Here is a 17,269-nt window from a genome sequence, read left to right on the forward strand (position 1 = left end):
GGTTCCACGCCGAGCCGCGGCCGACGCTCAGCCGCGGCGCAGGCGGAACCGCTCCGGCGCGGGGGTGCCCGTCGCGACCCCGGCCAGCAGCTCGCCGAAGACGGCGCCGAACTTGAAGCCGTGCCCCGAGAACCCCGTCGCGACGGTGACGGAGCCGACGCGGTCGAGCACCGGGTCCTCCGTCGGGGTCGTGTCGTAGAGGCAGCTGATCGGCGCGAGCGTGTCGACGTCGACGCCGGGCACCCACGCGGCGACGTAGTCGCGCAGCACGGCCTGCCCCTCCGCACCCGGCGAGACCAGGCGGGCGTCGGGGTGCACCTCGCGGCCGGTGCCGTGGGTCCCGACCTTGACGCCCTCGCCTGGCGTGAGCAGCCCGTAGATCGTGCTGACCCTCGCTCGCAGCGCCGGGTCGGTCGGGTGGTGCACGAAGCTCGGCCAGGCGTTGTCGGGCAGCTCCGTTGCGAAGTGGGCGGGCTCCTCCTGCGTGACCCTGACCTCGGGCAGCGCCGCTCCCCCGCGCCGCACGAGGTCCCCGGCCAGGTGGCGCGCCCAGGAGCCGACCGCGAGCACGACGCTGGTCGAGACGACCGTCGAGGAGGCGCCTCCCGCGCCCCCGAGACGCAGCACCACGTCGCCGCCCTCGGTCTCGATCTCGGCCGTCTCGATCGCGGCGACGACGGTGTCGAAGCGGAGCTCGGCGCCCGCGGCCGCGGCGCTGTCGAGCAGCGCCTCGACGGCGTCGGCCGAGCGGACCCGGCCGGCCTGCGCGTGGACCAGGACGCTCGTGTCGAAGCGGAGCCCCGGCCAGCGCGTCGCGGCCTCGTCGGGGGCGAGACGCTCGTGCGCGACGCCGCCGCGCTCGAGCGCCGCCTGGATCTCGTCGAGCACGGCAGGGTCGCCGTGGTCGAGGGCGCCCGTGAAGTCGAGCAGGGTGCGACCCGTCTCGGCCTCGAGCGCCTGCCAGGCCGTGATCGCGTCGCCCGTCAGCGCGAGCCAGTCGTCGGCGGTGTATCCGCGACGGAAGATCCGGCTCGCGCCGTGCGACGAGCCGCGGTCGTGGCCCCGGCCGAACTGCTCGACGAGCAGGACGCTCGCGCCGCTGCCGCCGTCTCCGCCGCGTCGCGCGAGTGCCCGCGCGGTCGCCGCGCCGATCACTCCGGCGCCGACGACGACGTGGTCCCAGCGCTCGGTCGTGCTCGCGGGTGCAGCGGCAGCGGGCGTGGGCGCGGCGGCAGCGGCGGCGGGCTCGGGCTCGGGCGTGCTCATAGGTCTCCTCCGGTCTCCGTTGACACTATCGGCGGGCCCCGGCGACGCAGTTCCGGTGGCGCGGAGCTCGGCCCCTGATCCGGCGGCACACCCCTGAACGAGCACCACACCCCCGGATCACGGGGTGTGGTGCTCGTTCAGGGGTGTAGCTCGCTCAACCGGTTCGTCCGCGACGCACCGGCACGACGAGCGGCGCCCCGGTCGACGGGTCGGGCACGATCGTGACCGGGTGCCCGTACACCTGCGACACCCGCTCCGCCGTGAGCACCTCGACCGGGGTGCCCGCCGCGACCACACGGCCCCGCTCGAGCAGCACGAGCCGGTCGGCCCAGGCCGCCGCGAGGCTGAGGTCGTGCAGCACCACGACGACGGAGGCGCCCGCCGAGGCGAGGTCGCGGAGGGTGCCGAGCAGCTGCTCCTGGTGGCCGAGGTCGAGGGCGGCGGTGGGCTCGTCGAGCAGCAGCACCGGCGTCCGCTGCGCGAGCAGCCGGGCGAACGAGGCCCGGGCGCGCTCGCCGCCCGAGAGCGACGGGAACCGGCGGTCGCGCAGCGCCGTCGTGTCCGTGGCGGCGAGCGCCTCGTCGACGACGGCGTCGTCGCGGTCCGCCTCCGGGCTGCGCGACCACGGGGCACGACCGAGCGCGACGACCTCCGCGACCGTGAAGGGGAACGCGACGTGCGCCTCCTGCGTCATGACCCCGCGTCGGCGCGCCCGCTCACCGGAGCCGAACGAGCCGAGGAGGCGCTCGTCCAGCTCCACGGTGCCGCGAGCGGCCGCGACGTCGCCGGCCACGCAGCCGAGCAGGGTCGACTTGCCCGCGCCGTTGGGGCCGAGCAGGGCCACGACCTCGCCGGGGCGGACGTCGAGGTCGACGCCGTCGAGGATCGTCGTGCCCTCGAGCTCGACGCCGAGGCCGCGGACGCGCAGCGCGGCGGCGGGGATCTCGCGCTCGGCGTCGGCACCACGACCCGATGCAGCACGGCCCGTCGTGCCTCCGCGGCTCATGCCCAGCCCCCGGCCCGGCGCCGCGTGCGCCGCAGCAGCCAGAAGAAGAACGGCCCGCCCACCAGAGAGGTGAGCAGCCCGAGCGGCAGGTCGGCGTTCGGCACGACGACGCGGGCGGCGGTGTCGGCGACGAGCACGAGCAGCGCGCCGGCGACCGTGCTCGTGGCGAGCAGCCCGCCGTGCGACGGGCCGACGACCATCCGCAGCAGGTGCGGCACCACGAGCCCGACGAACGCGATGATGCCCGTGAACGCGACTCCGGCCCCGACGAGCAGGGCGACGAGCACGATCGCGACGATCCGGAGGCGCTCGACGTCGACGCCGAGGTGCGAGGCGCTGCGCTCCCCGAGGGCCAGCAGGTCGAGCTTCCGCACGAGCAGGGCGGCGCCTCCGACGCCCACGACGACGATCGGGAGGGCGACCGCGACGTCGGTCCAGAGGGCCCCGTTGATGCTGCCCATCTGCCAGAAGACGATCTGCTCGCGCGCCTGCGTGTCGGCGAGGAACGTCAGCAGCGCGATGCCCGCCCCCGCGACCGCGTTGACGGCGATGCCGGTGAGCACGAGCGTGACGACCTCGGTCTTCCCGCCCGAGCGCGAGAGGCCGTAGACGAGCAGGGTCGTCACGAGGCCACAGGCGAAGGCCGCCGTCGGCGTCACCCAGAGCCCGGCCGACACCCAGCCGAGCACGACCGTCGAGGAGGCGCCCAGCGCGGCCCCGGAGCTGACCCCGATCACCGCCGGCTCGGCCAGCGGGTTGGCGAAGACGGCCTGCATCAGCGTGCCGGCGGCGGCGAGCGCGGCGCCCACCACGAGGGCGAGGGCCACCCGCGGCAGCCGGATGCCGGTGACCACCTGGTCGACGAAGCGGGCGTCGGGGTCGCTGGGGGCGCCTCCTGCGCCCCAGGCCCTCAGCACCGCGCCGACGACGTCGCGCGGCGCGACCGGGTACTGGCCGATGCCCGCCGAGAGCACCGCCACGACGAGCACGAGCACGAGCAGCACGACGAGGGCGAGGGCGACCAGGCGGCGGTGCCGGGCGTGGTGGCCGGTGCGGCGGGCCGTGCAGAGGTCGGCGCGAGGGTCTGCGCGCGGGTCTGCGTGGCGGTCGATGCGGAGGTCGACTCGAGAAGGCATTCGGTAAGGATAGCCTTACCTACATGTTGCCCCTCGACCTCCCGTGCTCGCCGCCGTCGCCGGCCCCCACCTCGGTGCCCACGTCGCGCCGCGGCTCGAGGCAGGCTCGCCGGCGACGGGCGGGCGTCGCGACCGCACTCGCCCTCGGCATCGCCCTCGTCGCGACCGGCTGCACGGGAGGCGACGCAGCGAGCGGCGGCGGGACGTCCGGCGGCGGCACCGGCACCGCGGCAGCAGCAGCCACCCCGCTCGACGAGCTCGACGTGCCCGCCGACCTGCGGACGCTCGAGGGGCCGTCGACCGCCGTGCTCGCCTCGGACGAGGTCGTGCCGCTCGTCGAGCCGGGGGTCGCGAGCCTCCCCGTCGAAGTGACCTCGCACGACCTCACCGGCGACACGGCCCAGGTCGTCACCGACACGTCGCGGCTGCTCGCCCTCGACATCTCGGGCGCGCTCGCGGCCACGGTCACGGGGCTCGGGCTCGGCGACCTGCTCGTCGGGCGTGACGTCTCGACGACCTTCGCCAGCGCGGCCGACCTGCCCGTCGTCACCAAGGAGGGCCACTCGATCAACGCCGAGGCCGTGCTCTCGCTCGAGCCGACGCTGGTGATCACCGACGGCAGCATCGGGCCGACGGACGTCGTGCAGCAGCTCCGCCAGTCGGGGGTGACCGTCGTCTACGTCGAGAACGAGCCGTCGCCGGCCGGGGCAGGCGACCTGGCGCGCGCGGTCGGGGCGGCCCTCGGGGTGCCCGCGGCCGGCGAGGCGCTGGCCGACGCGGTGGGCACCCGCACCGAGGAGGTGCAGGCCCAGATCGTCGGGCTCGCCCCGGCCGCCGAGGCGGACCGGCTGCGCATCGCGTTCCTCTACCTGCGCGGCAGCGCGGGCATCTACTACCTGCTCGGCGAGGGGACGGGCGCCGACGCGCTCGTCGACGGGCTCGGCGGGGTCGACGTGGCGGCCGAGATCGGGTGGGTCGGCGCGCGGCCGATGACCGACGAGGCGCTCGTCGCGGCCGACCCCGACGTGTTCCTCGTGATGACGGGCGGGCTCGAGAGCGCCGGCGGCGTCGACGGACTGCTCGCGGCGAAGCCCGCGGTCGCGCTGACGGCGGCGGGCGAGCACCGGCGGTTCGTCGACATGGCCGACGGGCAGGTGCTGAGCTTCGGCCCCCGCACGCCGGAGGTGCTCGCGGCGCTGGCCCGCGCGGTCTACGCGCCCGGGCAGTGAGCCGCGCCCGGGCATCCGGGCGGGACCGAACGTCACGGTCCGGTAACGACGGAGGGCAATAGTTAGGTAAGGCTTGCCTTAATGAGGCTTACCTAAATACGGTGCAGGAGTCCCCGGCAGTCGAGTCCGACCTGCCCCTCCGACATCTCTGGAGCCCCTCTGTGACACCACTCCCGCGCGCCTCGGCGCGCCGCCACCTGTCCCTGCTCGTCGCCGCGTCGCTCGTGGCCGGCGCCGGCCTCGTCGGCCTCGCGGCCCCGGTCGAACCCGCGGCCGCAGCACCGGTCGACGCGACCGCCGGCTCCCTCAGCTGGGGGATCGACGCCGACTACCGGGCGACCTTCGCGAACTACCGCACGGCCACGGCCCCCGCCTCGTTCGTCGACGACCTCGCGACCTTCCCGCTCTCGGGCGGCACGTGGGACGACGCCTCCCAACAGGGCGAGCTCGCCTTCTCGGGCACCGCGCGCATCGGCTACGTACTCGGCAGCGACGCCCAGGTCGGCACGGCCCAGGGCAACTACGTGCACCTCGGCTCCCCCACGGTCTCGATCTCCGGAGGCGTCGCCACGATCTCCGGCACCACCGCCGGTTCGTCGCACGACCTGAACCCGGCCCTGCCGACGGCGGCGAAGGCCACGCGCACGTTCGCGACGGTCGACCTCTCGGCCGTGCAGGCCGTCAGCACACCGACCTCCATCACCTGGACCGCCGCCCCCGCCGCGATCACCGCGCAGGGCGCCCAGGTGCTCGCGCTGCTCGAGGGCTCCGACGCCTCGCAGACGCCGCAGGTGCGCGCGACCGGCTCGTCGCTCGACCCCGTCACGATCACGGTCGACCGCACGCTCGCCGCCGAGCCGACGCCGGAGCCGACCCCCGACCCCGAGCCGACCCCGGACCCCGAGCAGAGCACCCCGGCCGAGCCCGAGCCGAGCCCCGAGCCGAGCACGCCCGACCCGACGACCCCGGCCGAGCCGACCACCACGCTCGACACGACGACGACGGTCGCCGCGACCAGCACCGCACCGGTCGTCGCGCCTGCCCCCTCGACCTTCACCGCGACCGTCGCCGCCGCGGAGACCGCCGACGGCGCCGACGCCGGGCAGGCGGTGCCCACCGGCACCGTCGCCTTCAGCGCGACCCCGGCCGGCTCCACGACGCCGGTCGACCTCGGCAGCGCTCCCCTCGTCGACGGCGTCGCCACGCTGACGACGCCCCTCGCCCCCGGCGGCCACGCGATCTCGGCCGCCTACGCGGGCGGCACCTCCGGCAGCACCGCGTTCCGCGCCTCCTCGGCTCCGCTGAGGGGCACCGGCCAGGGCGCGACCTCCGCGGCCAACTGGTCCGTCGTCGACGCGGCGCAGCCCGCGGCGTGCACGCCGGGCAGCGCGGCCGTCGCCACCTCCGACGACGTCACGGCCCGCTGGGGCTGGTCGGCCTACAGCTCCGGCTGGACCAAGACCGCAGGAGGCGGCATCTCGCTCGCCGAGGACGGCCAGACCTTCGCGCTCACCGGCGGCACCGCCACCGGCGACGCGGACTGCGTCGTCGTCGACTTCACCGGCACGATGAGGGTCGCGGCCTACGCGAGCTTCTTCCCGCCCGCCGGCCAGTGGGTCGAGCTCGTCGACCCGTCGCTCGCGATCGCGTCCGACGGCACCGGCACGTGGAGCGCCGGCGTCCGCACCGGCGTCGGCGCGGAGAACGCCTCCGCACCGGTCGAGACCGTCGTCGCCGCCGTGACCGGGGCCGCGTTCCCCGACCTCGCCGCCGACGGAGAGCTCACCGCTCCCCTGGCCTACGAGGGCACGACCGCGCAGGGCACCTGGAGCCGCGACTTCGACGACGCCTGGTCGAACGCCTTCGTGCTGCAGGTCCCGAGCGCCGTGCGCGCTTTCTACTTCACGTCGGGCACCACGGCCGCGAACGCGACCAAGCCGCCGTCGCCGGTGTCGCTCGCCTGGGGCGCCGCACCCGTGACGACGCCCGAGCCGGAGACCCCCGAGCCCGAGACGCCCGACCCCGAGGTCCCCGGCCCCGGCACCGAGCCCGAGGCCGGGCAGGGCAACCTCGCCTGGGGCTTCAAGGACTCCTGGCGCGGCTACCTCGCGACCATCGCGGCCGGCACCACCGCGGTCTCGGGAGGCGCCACCGTCGCCCCCGACGGGCGCTTCGTCTTCGACCAGGTCGACGGCGGCGACTTCGACCCCGCCACGGGGCTCGGCACGATCCGCTACACGGGCGCCGTGCTCTTCACGAGCGCCTCGCACCGCTTCAGCATCGGCTTCGCCGACCCGTGGGTGACGACGACCGCCGACGGCGGCTCGGTGCTCACCGCCCGCACCTCGACGAGCGACACGGCCGGCCTCGGCTCGACCGAGCGGATCGAGCTCGTCCGCCTGGCGCAGAGCACGGCGACCGGCGCTCCCGCGGTGAGCCTGCTCGCCGCCCTCGACGCCGCCGCGGCGCCGACGGCGCGGTGGGACGCGGTCGCCGGCACCTTCAGCGACGCCCTCTCGCCCGCGGGCTGGGCGCAGTATCGCGGCCAGGCCGCCGACCCCGTCTCGTTCGGCTTCCGCACCGCGGTCGCCGAGCCCGGCGGCGACACCCCGATCGTCGCCCCGCTGCCCGGAGGAGGCGCGGGTGCCGGAACCGGGACCGGCGTCGTCCCGGCCGGCACCGGCACGCCGACCGGAGTCGCCGCCGAGCAGGACCGCTGCGTCGCCCGCGCGGTCAGCGGCGCGACCCTCAGCTGGGGCGTCAAGGAGAGCTACCGCTCGTACATCACGGGACCGATCGCGAAGGGCGCGGTGTCCCTCGACGGCGTGACCACCACCTCCGGCGGGGCCTATGCCTGGTCGGGCGGCTCGGGCTCGGTCAACACCGAGGCCGGCCGCGGCTCGGCGAGCTGGCGCGGCGGAGTGCACTTCACCGGCCACGGAGGCTCGCTCGACATGACGATCTCCGCACCGCGCATGCAGCTCGTCTCGGGCAGCCAGGCGACCCTCGTCGTCGACATGACGAGCAAGCCGCTCGCCGGCGGGGCCGCCGTCACGACGAAGGGCCTCGCCCTGGCGACCCTCGCCCTCGGCCAGGGCTCGCGCACGGCCACGGACAGCACCCTCGGCTGGTCGGGCGTGCCCGCCACCCTCACCGCGGCCGGCGCCGTCGCGTTCGGCGACTTCTACGAGGCGGGTGAGGCGCTCGACCCCGTGTCGTTCTCGCTGCCGCTCGGCGCGACCGTGGCCTGCGACGGCAGCACCGCGCCGGCCGGGTCCGCCCTCGCGTTCACGGGCGGCGACCAGGGCCTCGGCGGCCTGCTGCTCGGCTCGCTGCTGCTGCTCACCGGGCTCGGGGCGGTGGCCGTGCGCCGTCGCCGCGCCGGTGCGCTCGAGGGTGCAGCTGTGCTCGTGGCCGCACCTGCGCCCGAGGCCGCCCGTGCGTGAGGCGCGTGCCGCAGGCGCCGGTCGCGCCTCACGTGCAGCAGGCACCACTCGTGCCGCTCACGCCTCTCGTGCCGCAGGCGCCGCTCGGCGCCGCACCGCCGCGGTGGTCGTCGGGGCCCTCGCCCTGGCGGCCGCCGCGGCGGTGCTGCCGGCCCCCTCGGGGGCCGTGGCCGGTGCCGCTGCCGCGCCCCGCGCCTCCTCGTGCACCGTCTCGGGGGCGACCCTGAGCTGGGGCGTGAAGGAGTCGTTCCGGTCGTACATCAGCGGCTCGATCGCGAAGGGCGCCTGGACGCCCGAGGGAGGCGCGACCTACGCGACGCCGTCGTTCGGCTGGGCCGCCGGAGCAGGCCAGCTCGGCGACCCGACGGCCGGGGCGACCGGCGACGTCGCGTTCGTCGGCAGCGTCCGCTTCACCGGCCACCAGGGCGTGCTCGACACGACCATCGCCGACCCGGTGCTGCGCTTCACGTCGGCCACCTCGGCCCAGCTGCTGCTCGACGTGGCCGGGACGACGCAGGAGGGGGTGGCCGTCAGCTCGCCCGACGTCCCCTTCGCCGACGTCGACCTCAGCGCCTCCCCCGTCGACCCGTCCACGGGAGCGCTCTCGTTCGCGGGGGCACCGGCGACGCTGACCGCCGAGGGAGCCGCCGCGTTCGGCAGCTACGAGCCGGGCACCGCGCTCGACCCGCTGACTGCGGACGTGCCGGTCGCCTGCACCGCACCGGTCGACGCCGAGGAGGCGGCGGTCGCCTCCGCCTCGGACCCCGACGCGTCGCAGGCGGCCACGTCCGCCCCCGCGGCGGCGGGCACGCCGGACGCGGGCACCCGCGCCGACACCGACGCAGGCCCGACCCCGGCTGCGCTGGCCTGGTCGGCGGTCGCCGCCGCTGCCCTGCTCGGGGCGCTGGCGTGGCTCCTCGTGCGCCGTCGACGGCTGGCCGTGGGCGCCTCGACGACCGGCGGCTCGACCGGCAGCTCGACGACGGGGACCTCGAGGACGGGAACGTCCCACACCGCGCACGACGACGAGAAGGAGACACCGTGACCACCACCGCCGCACCTCCCCCCACGATCGCCGCCGAGCCCCGGGGCGCGACCCGCGCCTCCCTCGGCGACACGACCGTCGACGAGATGGATCCGGGCGTGCCCCCGGCCCCCGTCCCGTTCTCGGAGCTGCTGCGCACCCGCACGCGCAACGGCCACGGCACGAGCAGCCGGGCCGGCTTCATGTCCGACCTGATGCGCGGCAGCTGCAGCCGGGACGACCTCGTCCGCCTGCTGGCCCAGTACTGGCACATGTACCGAGCGCTCGAACAGGCCGCGGTCGCCCACGCCCGGCACCCGGTCGCCGGGGCGTTCGTCACCGACCGGCTGACGCGGCTGCCCTCGCTCGAGGCCGACCTGGAGCACCTCGCCGGGCCCGCGTGGCGCGACCGTCTCGACGCCGTGCCCGCGACGGTCGAGTACGTCGACCGCCTCCGGGGGGCTGCCTCGTCGTCGCCGACCGCGTTCGTCGCGCACCACTACACGCGCTACCTCGGCGACCTGTCGGGCGGGCAGCACATCGGCCGTGCCCTGCGGCTGCGCTCCGGGCTGCCCGACGAGGCGACGACGTTCTTCACCTTCGACGACGTCCCCGACCCGACCGCCTTCAAGGACGAGTACCGCGCCCGGCTGGACTCCCTCCCCTGGGACGAGGCCGACGAGGAGGCGGTGGTCACGGAGGTCCTGCACGCCTACGACCTGAACGCCCGCCTCCTCGCCGAGCTCGACGCCGAACGCGACCTCGGCGCCTCGGCGGGCGCCTCGACGGGAGTCGCCTCGTGAGCCGCGCCGACGCCGACGCCGACGCCCGTCGGCTGCCCTTCGGCGACGACGTGGTCGAGGCGGTGCTGGCGCACATGCGTGACGACCACGCCTCCGACGGGGTCGTCATCGTGCGTCGGCACGGGGCGCCGGGGGCGACGGCCGCGCTGATGCTCGGGTTCGACGCGATCGAGACGACCTGGTCCGTGACGGACGCCGACGGCGTCGAGGGCGTCCTCACCGTGCCCTGGCCCGCGCCGATCACCGACCGTGCCTCGGTACGCCGCCAGGTGGTCGAGCTGTTCGACGGGCGCTGACGGCGTCGGCCGACCGGTCTCGCCGACGGTCGGCCGAGTGTGCCGACCCGAAAGGGACAAAGCGACGCGGGGCCCCGCGTCGCTTCGTCGTTTTCGCGGCGGGACTCTGGCGGGACCCGGTCGGAACCCGGCGGCGGCCGTCGGCGCGGCTACGCGGCGACCGCCAGCGCGCCCCCGAGGAACGCGGCGAGCGCCGCGGTCGCCGACACCGACGACTCCCGCTCGACGTCCGGGTTGTAGTTCGTGTTCGTGTTGACGTCGTAGGGCACGACGCGGCCGTCGACCGTCTCGATGAACTCGACGCCGGCGACCTCGATGCCCTTCGCGGCGAGGAAGTCCTCGAGCCGGGCCACGAGCGGGTTCTCGGCCGTCACCGCCGGACGCACCGCGAACGGCGCCCAGGTCGCCGGGTCGGCACCCGCCGGGACGACGCAGGCGTCCGCTGGGCACAGCTCGAAGCTGCCGGCGGACGTGTCGACCCTGACCGCGTAGACGAAGCGGCCGCCCACGAACTCGGCACGGGTGACGAACGGCTCCTCGGCCTGCAGGTACTCCTGCAGCAGCGTGACGCCGTCGGCGGGCTGCTCGAAGTCGGGACCGTCGACGTACGCGTCGAACGACCCGTGGTCGTCGAACCGGCGGACCCCGATGCCCTTGCCGCCCTGGTTGTGCTTCGTGATGAACGGCGTCGGCAGCTCGCGCGCTCGCTCCTTGAGGTCGGCGGCGCCGAACACCGCGACCGTCCGCGGCACGTCGAAGCCGTGTGCCGACAGCGCCAGGTACTGGGCGACCTTGCTCACCTCGAGCTCGACCACGCCGCTGCCGTTGACGACCCGGCGACCGTGCCGCTCGGCCCAGCGCAGGGTGGCGCGCGCCACCTCCTTCGCCGTCGCCCTGCCGCGGGTCGCGGCCGACGCGCTCAGGCGCGACCAGAACACCCCCGCAGGAGGCGCGGCCGACAGGTCGAAGGAGCTCCCGTCGAGAACGTGCTCGGCGTGCGGCACCCCCGCGGCGTCGAGCGCGGCGAGCAGCGGCGGCAGCCACTCCTCGTTGTCGTGCAGCACGTGGACGACGGGTGTCGGGTCGGCGGTGTCCGGGTCGGGGGAGCTCATCCCCCCACCCTGCCCGTCGCCGCCGACACCGGCACGACGGTGACGGCGCGTGACGCCGCCCGCCCGCTCGCCGCATGCGCCGTCAGGGCGTGACGACGGTGACGAGCTCCTCGAGGCCCACGAAGTCCGCGGGGTTCGCGGTCACGAGATCGGCGCCGTGCACGACCGCCGTCGCCGCGATCATGAGGTCGAGGATGCGCCCTCGAGAGTCTCGACCTGCGGCGTGCGTCAGCTCGACGAGGTGCTGGAACGACGCGGCGGCCGCGTCGTCGAACGGCAGCCCCGCCCCGAAGGCGAGGCGCAGGTGCTGGTACTGGTTCTCGAACCGCACGGCCTTCAGCGAGTCGCCGCTGCCTCGGTAGATGCCGATGCCGCGCCTGATCTCGGCCCACGTCACGGCCGACACCTTGAGGTCGTCGTAGCCGTCGGGGACCCGATGACCGGCGAGGAGGACGTTCGTGTCGAGCAGGGCCCTCACAGGTTGGTGCCGAGCTCGGACCGGCGCCCCTCGGCGACGATCTCCGCGAGATCTCCGAGCTCCGCGGCGGCGGCAGCCCGGAGCGCCTGCTCGACCTGCTCCCGGTTGTGCGTCCAGCGCTCGTCGTCGCGGATCGGCACGACGCGGGCGACGTCGCGCCCGTTGCTGGTGAGCACGTACTGGTCGCCGTTCTGGACGTCCGCGATCATCTCGGCCGAGTTGCGTCGGAGGTCGCCGACCTTGATCGTCTTGAGCATGCGTCCATGGTGCCTCGCTCGTAGGCATTTGTCTACGAAGCGCGTCGCACCTCGGGAGGACGCTCAGGGGCAGCCCGCCCGCGGCACCTCAGAGCAGGCTGAACAGTACGACGAAGGCCGCGGCGCCGACGGCGGTGAGCCCGACAGCGAGCGCGCGCTCCCGCCACCCGTCGAGTCGCCGGACCACGACCCAGCCGAGCGCCGCGACGCCCACGGCGATGCTGATCAGCCACCAGGTCGTCCCGGTCGTGTCGGCGACACGGACCAGGCCGGAGACGCCGTCGCCGATCATCACGGCGGCGAGGACCGCGATGCCCGCCGCACGGAGCACGGGGTGCGGCGACCACCACCACAGCCCGGCGAGCCCGATGACGGGCCCGGCCAGGGTCGCCGCCGTGAACCAGAAGTCGCCCGGACCGTACGAGTCGGGGAAGCCCCGCAGGGTGGACACGACCACGTAGCCCTGGACCGCGGCGTGGAACACGACGAGGCCGAGGCCGGCCCCCGTCCACCACCTCCGGGCGCTCGGCCTGCGCGTGACCACGACGACCGTCGCGAAGGTGAGGACCGTCCAGCCGCCGCTCGAGTTCGCGAACGAGCTCAGCCCGCCTGGCAGGTACTGCTGGCCGTAGGAGGTGGCACCGCCGAGCACGAGGCCGGCTGCGGCGCCCAGCAGCCACCACGCGAGGGTCTTCGTGAACGAACGCTTCATCCCGCGAGCATCACAGGCCCGCGGCCTCGTGCCGACCGTCTCGCGGACGATGCTCGCCATCCTGGAGGAGGACCCGCTCGCCGCCCGGCCCTTGAGCCGGCAAGGGGGCCCGACGTACGGTGGAGAGGTCGACGACGACGAGGGGACCACGACGATGGACGACGAGACGAAGCGCGACGAAGGCCGGCTCCGCCTGCAGAGGCCGACGTTCCGCGGCTCCTCCGTGGGCTGGGGCATCGCCGCAGTCGTGTGGCTGGCCTGCGTGGTGAGCGTGGTCGTCAGTATGGCGACCGACTCAGGAGGCACTGCCCTCGTGGACGTGCTGATCCTCGTCGCGCTCGTCGTCGCCACGGCCGTCTGCGTGACGGGCACCGTCGCGACGATCCGGCACCCTCGCCCCGCGCCTCCGGCCGTCGACGACTAGCTCGAGCGGAGCCCGCCGCCGCCAGGTTCGCGTCCGCAGGACGAGGCCGCCGCAGGCGGCACGCCGCCGGGAGGCGGCCAGACGAGCACCAGAATGAAGAACGGCTCCTGCCTAGTAGGGCAGGGGCCGTGCTGAGTGTCGTGCGCCTGGGCGGGGACGACGCGAAGCGTCGTCGAGCCGCGGGGGTTCTCGGCCCGCAGGGCGCACAGAGAAGGCGGCCCACATCGTGGACCGCCTTCGTTCTGTGCGCCTGGAGGGACTCGAACCCCCAACCTTCTGATCCGTAGTCAGATGCTCTATCCGTTGAGCTACAGGCGCGTTTCCTCGGCCGAATGGCCGGGGGAAACACTACACGACCGGTGGCGTCCTCGCGAATCGAGGGCGCCTCCTCGTCTCGGCCCTGCTCTGTAGCGAACAAAGTGACGCGACGAGGGCATCTGCGGCGCGCAGACCCCTCGCAAGCGTCACATCGATCGCGGGCTACGGGGCGCGCGGGCCCTCGTGGTCGTCGTCGCGGTCCTCGCGGCGGCCGAGCAGGTCGTCGACGTCGGAGGCGTCGACCGATCCCGTGCGGTCGAGCACGTCGCCCGTGGCCTCGCGACCCGTGAGGTGGTCGGGCTCGTCGTCCGTGCCGGGCGCAACGGGCTGCTCCACCTCGCCGTGGTTCTCAGTGCTGCCCGCGACGGGCACCTCGGAGCGGTCGCCGAACTCGGCCGTCTCGTCGGTGACCCCGCCCTGCTGCGGCTCGTTGCTGTTCGTGGTGCTCATCGAGCGCCTCCTCGTGTCGAGCCGACCGTGTCGGCTGCTGTGCGTCGATCATGCTCCGGCGACCTCCGCGCCTCCCAGGAGGACGGCCAAGACGCCGACTCGATCGAGAGCACGGGCGACCGACCAGGTGGGCCCACGGGTGAGCGTGCGTGTCCGCGGTCGGCGCGGGTGTCCGACCGTGCCAGGGTCGACGGGTGGACGAGCAGCGCGGCTGGATCAGGGAGCACGTGCTCGAGGCGCCACGACGACGCACGTTGCTCTGGCTCTTCCTCGCCATGACGGTGGTCTTCGGCGGGTCGATGGGCGCGTTCATCTCCTTCCTGGTGCCGCTCGCGGAGCTGCCCGTCTCGACCGCTGTGGCCCTGGGCGTCGTGGCCGGTCTGGCTACGGGCCTCCCCTTCGGCGTCGTGATGACCCTCGCCATCGCCTGGACCTGGTCACAGCAAGGAGGCGCGGCCCAGGCCGAGCGCATCGCCCGCGCGATCAGGTCCGGTCGCGTCCCCGACGGCGCTGAGGCGTCGACCTGGGATCCGGTCCTCGCCCGCCAGGAGACCTGGGCGAGACGCGGGATCTGGCTGTTCACCATCGAGTTCGCGGTCTTCGCCGCTCTCAGCGCGCTCCTCCTCACGCTCCCGGACGCACCCTCCGACGCGACCCTCCCGGCGTGGCTCCCCTGGGTCGGCCTCGTCTTCTTCGGCGTGATGACCGTCGTGAACCCGCTCGCGAGCCTGCATCGCCTTCGTCGCGTCCGTGCGCTCCGCGCCCAGCTCAGGAGATCCGACCTCCCGCTGTGAGTCCCCGCCCCTCTCGACGCATCACCAGGCGGGTGTGAGGCGGCGTCCAGGAGGGGTGCTGTTCTATGGGGAAGTGACTGCAGCCCCCGTTCTCCCGACCTCGAGCGCCGTCCGGCGACACGGGTCGGCCCGGTGGATCGTCGCGGCGAGCGCCTCCGTCGTCGCGTTCGGCGGCGTGTACGTCATGGCCGTGCTGACCGAGACGGGCCAGTCCGTCGAGGACAGCATCCTCAGCTCGGTCGACGACGACCGCCTCCTCGGCTCCGGCTCCGCGCTCGACGCGATCTCGCCCGCGGCGCTCATGCTGCTCGTCGGCCTGACGATGCTGGTCGCGTTCCTCCGACGACGGCCGGGCGCGGCCCTGCAGTCGGGCGTGCTCATCATCGGCGCGACGGTGACGACCCAGGTGCTCAAGCAGCTCGTGCCGCGCCCCGACCTCACCGGCGAGCTGTACGGCAACAGCTTCCCGAGCGGCCACACGACGATCGCCGTCGCCGCCCTCTTCGCCGTGATGACGGCGTTCGGACGCCACGTGCGCCCCCTCGTGTTCCTCATCGGCACGGCCTTCGCCGCGATCGTCGCCGAGCAGACCGTCGCCTACGGCTGGCACCGCTCGAGCGACATCGTCGGTGCCTGCGCCGTCGCCTTGTTCTGGCTCGCCGCCGTCCGCTTCACCGCCTCGCGCCTGGCGGGGAGGGCCCGCGGCCGCCTCCGCAGCCCCGCCGCCGTCGACGCGGTCGGGCCCAAGGCGTTCGCGCTCACCTCCGGCCTGCTGGGGCTCGCGCTCGTCGCCTGCCTCACGATCTCGGGCCTCGTCTGGGGCATCGGGATCGGCAGCGACATGAGCGTGACGACCTCGACCGGCAGCGGCGTGCTGACGGGCGCCCGGCTCGCCGCGGCCGGGGTCGTGCTCGTCACCGCCTGGGTCGGCTGGAAGCTCGACCGCCGCTCGTGACCGACGGGACGGTCGTGACGGGCGACGCCCCGCGCTACCTCGGCGTCGACCTCGCATGGCGCGACTCGACCCCGACGAAGCCCGCGAACGAGACGGGCCTGGCGGTGATCGCCGCCGACGGGACCGTGCTCGACGCCGGCTGGGCGCGGGGCATCGACGAGGTGACCGAGTGGGTGCTGCGCTGGGGGACCCCGGGGTCGCACGTCGCGATCGACGCGCCCGTGCTGGTGCCGAACGCGACCGGCATGCGGCCGAGCGAACGGCTCGTGGGCCGGGCGTACGGGCGCTGGCACGTGTCGGCGAACGCCTCCAGCGCCTCCTTGCCGTGGCTCGGCGGGCGCAGCCTCGGCGAGCGCCTCGCCGCCGCCGGCGCCGTGTACGACGACGGTGTCGCGCCTGTGCCGGCCGACGCCGTCTCGTACTTCGAGTGCTACCCGTACACGACGCTGGTCGGCGCCCCGGAGCTCGGCTACGACGAGCGCCGGCCCCGCTACAAGCGTCCCGACACGACCGTCGCCCAGGAGGAGCGGCGCGGCGCACGCGCGGTCGCCTGCGACGACCTGATCTCGCGCCTGGCCGCCCTCGACTCTGCCGACCCGCCGCTGCGGCTGCTCTCGCACCCGGTGTCGCGCCTCCTCGTCGACGAGCCGTCGCCGCTCGTCGACCGGCCGTACAAGCACCGCGAGGACCTGCTCGACGCCCTCGTCTGCGCGTGGACGGCGTCGATGCGGGCGCAGCGTCCGGAGCGGATGCAGGTGCTCGGCGCGGCCGCCGAGCCCGACGCGCTCGGGCGGCGCGCGACGCTGATCTCGCCCGCGCGCGAGGTGCAGCGGCTCGCGGCGCCCGAGGGCACCGTGCCGGTCGGGCGCGCCCGGCGCTGAGCCGCGCGCAGCAGTCGCGCAGCAGTCGCGCAGCGCGTGGCACGCTGGGCGCATGAGCCCGCGCGTCCCCAGCACCGTCACGATCCGCCGCACGACCGCCGACGACTGGCAGCAGGTGCGCGACCTGCGGCTCGAGATGCTCGAGGACACGCCGCTCGCCTACGGTGAGACCCTCGCCACCGGGCTGACGCACGGCGAGGCCGAGTGGCGCACGCGCGGCGCCCGCGGGCAGGCACCGCACAGCGTGATGGTCGCCGCGATCGACGACGACACCGGCGAGTGGCTCGGGACGATGGGCGGCTACCTCGACGCACCCGGCAGCCCGATGCTCGTCGGCGTCTACGTACGGCCGAGCCGGCGAGGCAGGGAGGCGGGGGTCGCCGACGCCCTGCTCGACACGGTGGTCGAGTGGGCGCGCACCGAGGGCTCGGCGTTGACGCTGCACGTCCACGAGGACAACGCGCGGGCGGTCGCCTACTACCGTCGGCGGGGCTTCGAGCCGACCGGCGTCACCGTGCCGTACGTGCTCGACCCGGCGAGCCGTGAGCTGGAGCTCAGGCTGCCGCTCACCTGATCTCAGGCCGGCCGGTCTCCCCGCGGCCCGGCGCGGCCGGTGGCCGACGTCGCGACTCCTCCACAGGAGATGCCCAGGCGTGTCCAGGGGTACAAATGAGGGATCTTC

At 75.0% G+C, this 17,269-nt stretch carries 18 protein-coding genes and 1 tRNA gene; 10 read left to right on the forward strand and 9 right to left on the reverse strand.

Translation table 11 applies throughout. The features are described from left to right. Positions 1–27 precede the first annotated feature (27 nt). The 3 genes from ITJ48_RS07680 to ITJ48_RS07690 all read right to left on the reverse strand — a co-directional run bounded on the left by ITJ48_RS07680 (position 28) and on the right by ITJ48_RS07690 (position 3,408). On the reverse strand, positions 28–1,266 hold the full coding sequence (locus ITJ48_RS07680; protein WP_194613038.1) for an FAD-dependent oxidoreductase: 1,239 nt from the start codon (positions 1,264–1,266) through the stop codon (positions 28–30). A gap of 154 nt (positions 1,267–1,420) precedes the next feature. Next, entirely contained in the window at positions 1,421–2,272 is an 852-nt protein-coding gene (locus ITJ48_RS07685; RefSeq protein ID WP_194613039.1) for a heme ABC transporter ATP-binding protein, read from the reverse strand. Continuing rightward, on the reverse strand, positions 2,269–3,408 hold the full coding sequence (locus ITJ48_RS07690) for an iron ABC transporter permease (protein ID WP_194613040.1): 1,140 nt from the start codon (positions 3,406–3,408) through the stop codon (positions 2,269–2,271). Before ITJ48_RS07690 ends, ITJ48_RS07685 begins: the two co-directional genes overlap by 4 nt. 23 nt (positions 3,409–3,431) lie before the next feature. On the opposite strand from ITJ48_RS07690, the gene ITJ48_RS07695 reads away from it, so the two are divergent. From ITJ48_RS07695 to ITJ48_RS07715, 5 genes are all read left to right on the forward strand, one after another. Continuing rightward, positions 3,432–4,637, forward strand: a complete 1,206-nt coding sequence (locus ITJ48_RS07695) for a hemin ABC transporter substrate-binding protein (RefSeq protein ID WP_194613041.1) — start codon at positions 3,432–3,434, stop codon at positions 4,635–4,637. A 161-nt stretch (positions 4,638–4,798) separates the two neighbouring features. Further along, the gene (locus ITJ48_RS07700; protein WP_194613042.1) at positions 4,799–8,083 is read left to right on the forward strand and encodes an HtaA domain-containing protein; all 3,285 of its coding nucleotides are present in this window, start codon (positions 4,799–4,801) and stop codon (positions 8,081–8,083) included. A 103-nt stretch (positions 8,084–8,186) separates the two neighbouring features. Continuing rightward, on the forward strand, positions 8,187–9,128 hold the full coding sequence (locus ITJ48_RS07705; protein WP_194613043.1) for an HtaA domain-containing protein: 942 nt from the start codon (positions 8,187–8,189) through the stop codon (positions 9,126–9,128). Continuing rightward, positions 9,125–9,910, forward strand: a complete 786-nt coding sequence (locus ITJ48_RS07710; protein ID WP_370544829.1) for a heme oxygenase (biliverdin-producing) — start codon at positions 9,125–9,127, stop codon at positions 9,908–9,910. Before ITJ48_RS07705 ends, ITJ48_RS07710 begins: the two co-directional genes overlap by 4 nt. After that, on the forward strand, positions 9,907–10,206 hold the full coding sequence (locus ITJ48_RS07715; protein ID WP_370544830.1) for a DUF2470 domain-containing protein: 300 nt from the start codon (positions 9,907–9,909) through the stop codon (positions 10,204–10,206). Before ITJ48_RS07710 ends, ITJ48_RS07715 begins: the two co-directional genes overlap by 4 nt. A gap of 149 nt (positions 10,207–10,355) precedes the next feature. Here the strand turns inward: ITJ48_RS07715 and ITJ48_RS07720 are convergent, their stop codons facing one another. From ITJ48_RS07720 to ITJ48_RS07735, 4 genes are all read right to left on the reverse strand, one after another. Then, entirely contained in the window at positions 10,356–11,318 is a 963-nt protein-coding gene (locus ITJ48_RS07720) for a RimK family alpha-L-glutamate ligase (RefSeq protein WP_194613044.1), read from the reverse strand. A gap of 82 nt (positions 11,319–11,400) precedes the next feature. After that, positions 11,401–11,796: a PIN domain-containing protein gene (locus ITJ48_RS07725; RefSeq protein ID WP_194613045.1), complete on the reverse strand. Its 396-nt coding sequence runs from the start codon at positions 11,794–11,796 to the stop codon at positions 11,401–11,403. Then, positions 11,793–12,053: a type II toxin-antitoxin system Phd/YefM family antitoxin gene (locus ITJ48_RS07730; RefSeq protein WP_194613046.1), complete on the reverse strand. Its 261-nt coding sequence runs from the start codon at positions 12,051–12,053 to the stop codon at positions 11,793–11,795. The genes ITJ48_RS07725 and ITJ48_RS07730 overlap by 4 nt, the downstream gene beginning before the upstream one ends. 88 nt (positions 12,054–12,141) lie before the next feature. Further along, the gene (locus ITJ48_RS07735) at positions 12,142–12,765 is read right to left on the reverse strand and encodes a DUF6518 family protein (RefSeq protein WP_194613047.1); all 624 of its coding nucleotides are present in this window, start codon (positions 12,763–12,765) and stop codon (positions 12,142–12,144) included. Between ITJ48_RS07735 and ITJ48_RS07740 the strand changes: the two genes are divergently transcribed. Further along, a complete protein-coding gene (locus tag ITJ48_RS07740; protein ID WP_194613048.1) occupies positions 12,749–13,189 on the forward strand; it encodes a hypothetical protein in 441 nt (146 codons plus the stop codon). The genes ITJ48_RS07735 and ITJ48_RS07740 overlap by 17 nt on opposite strands. A gap of 245 nt (positions 13,190–13,434) precedes the next feature. Here ITJ48_RS07740 and ITJ48_RS07745 read toward each other — a convergent pair. Together ITJ48_RS07745 and ITJ48_RS07750 are read right to left on the reverse strand one after the other, a co-directional pair. After that, a tRNA-Arg gene (locus ITJ48_RS07745) sits at positions 13,435–13,507 on the reverse strand. 162 nt (positions 13,508–13,669) lie between these two features. Continuing rightward, positions 13,670–13,957, reverse strand: coding sequence for a hypothetical protein (locus ITJ48_RS07750; RefSeq protein ID WP_194613049.1), 288 nt, complete (start codon positions 13,955–13,957; stop codon positions 13,670–13,672). 194 nt (positions 13,958–14,151) lie between these two features. Here ITJ48_RS07750 and ITJ48_RS07755 point away from each other — a divergent pair, with 194 nt between their 5' ends. From ITJ48_RS07755 to ITJ48_RS07770, 4 genes are all read left to right on the forward strand, one after another. Continuing rightward, positions 14,152–14,751, forward strand: a complete 600-nt coding sequence (locus ITJ48_RS07755; protein WP_194613050.1) for a hypothetical protein — start codon at positions 14,152–14,154, stop codon at positions 14,749–14,751. A gap of 73 nt (positions 14,752–14,824) precedes the next feature. Beyond that, positions 14,825–15,706: a phosphatase PAP2 family protein gene (locus ITJ48_RS07760; protein WP_192042461.1), complete on the forward strand. Its 882-nt coding sequence runs from the start codon at positions 14,825–14,827 to the stop codon at positions 15,704–15,706. Next, a complete protein-coding gene (locus tag ITJ48_RS07765; RefSeq protein WP_228506234.1) occupies positions 15,703–16,587 on the forward strand; it encodes a DUF429 domain-containing protein in 885 nt (294 codons plus the stop codon). Before ITJ48_RS07760 ends, ITJ48_RS07765 begins: the two co-directional genes overlap by 4 nt. 52 nt (positions 16,588–16,639) lie before the next feature. Beyond that, a complete protein-coding gene (locus ITJ48_RS07770; protein ID WP_194613051.1) occupies positions 16,640–17,161 on the forward strand; it encodes an N-acetyltransferase in 522 nt (173 codons plus the stop codon). The last annotated feature ends 108 nt before the right edge of the window (positions 17,162–17,269 follow it).

This window comes from Frigoribacterium sp. VKM Ac-2530, from assembly GCF_015350835.1.
Lineage (GTDB): Bacteria > Actinomycetota > Actinomycetes > Actinomycetales > Microbacteriaceae > Frigoribacterium.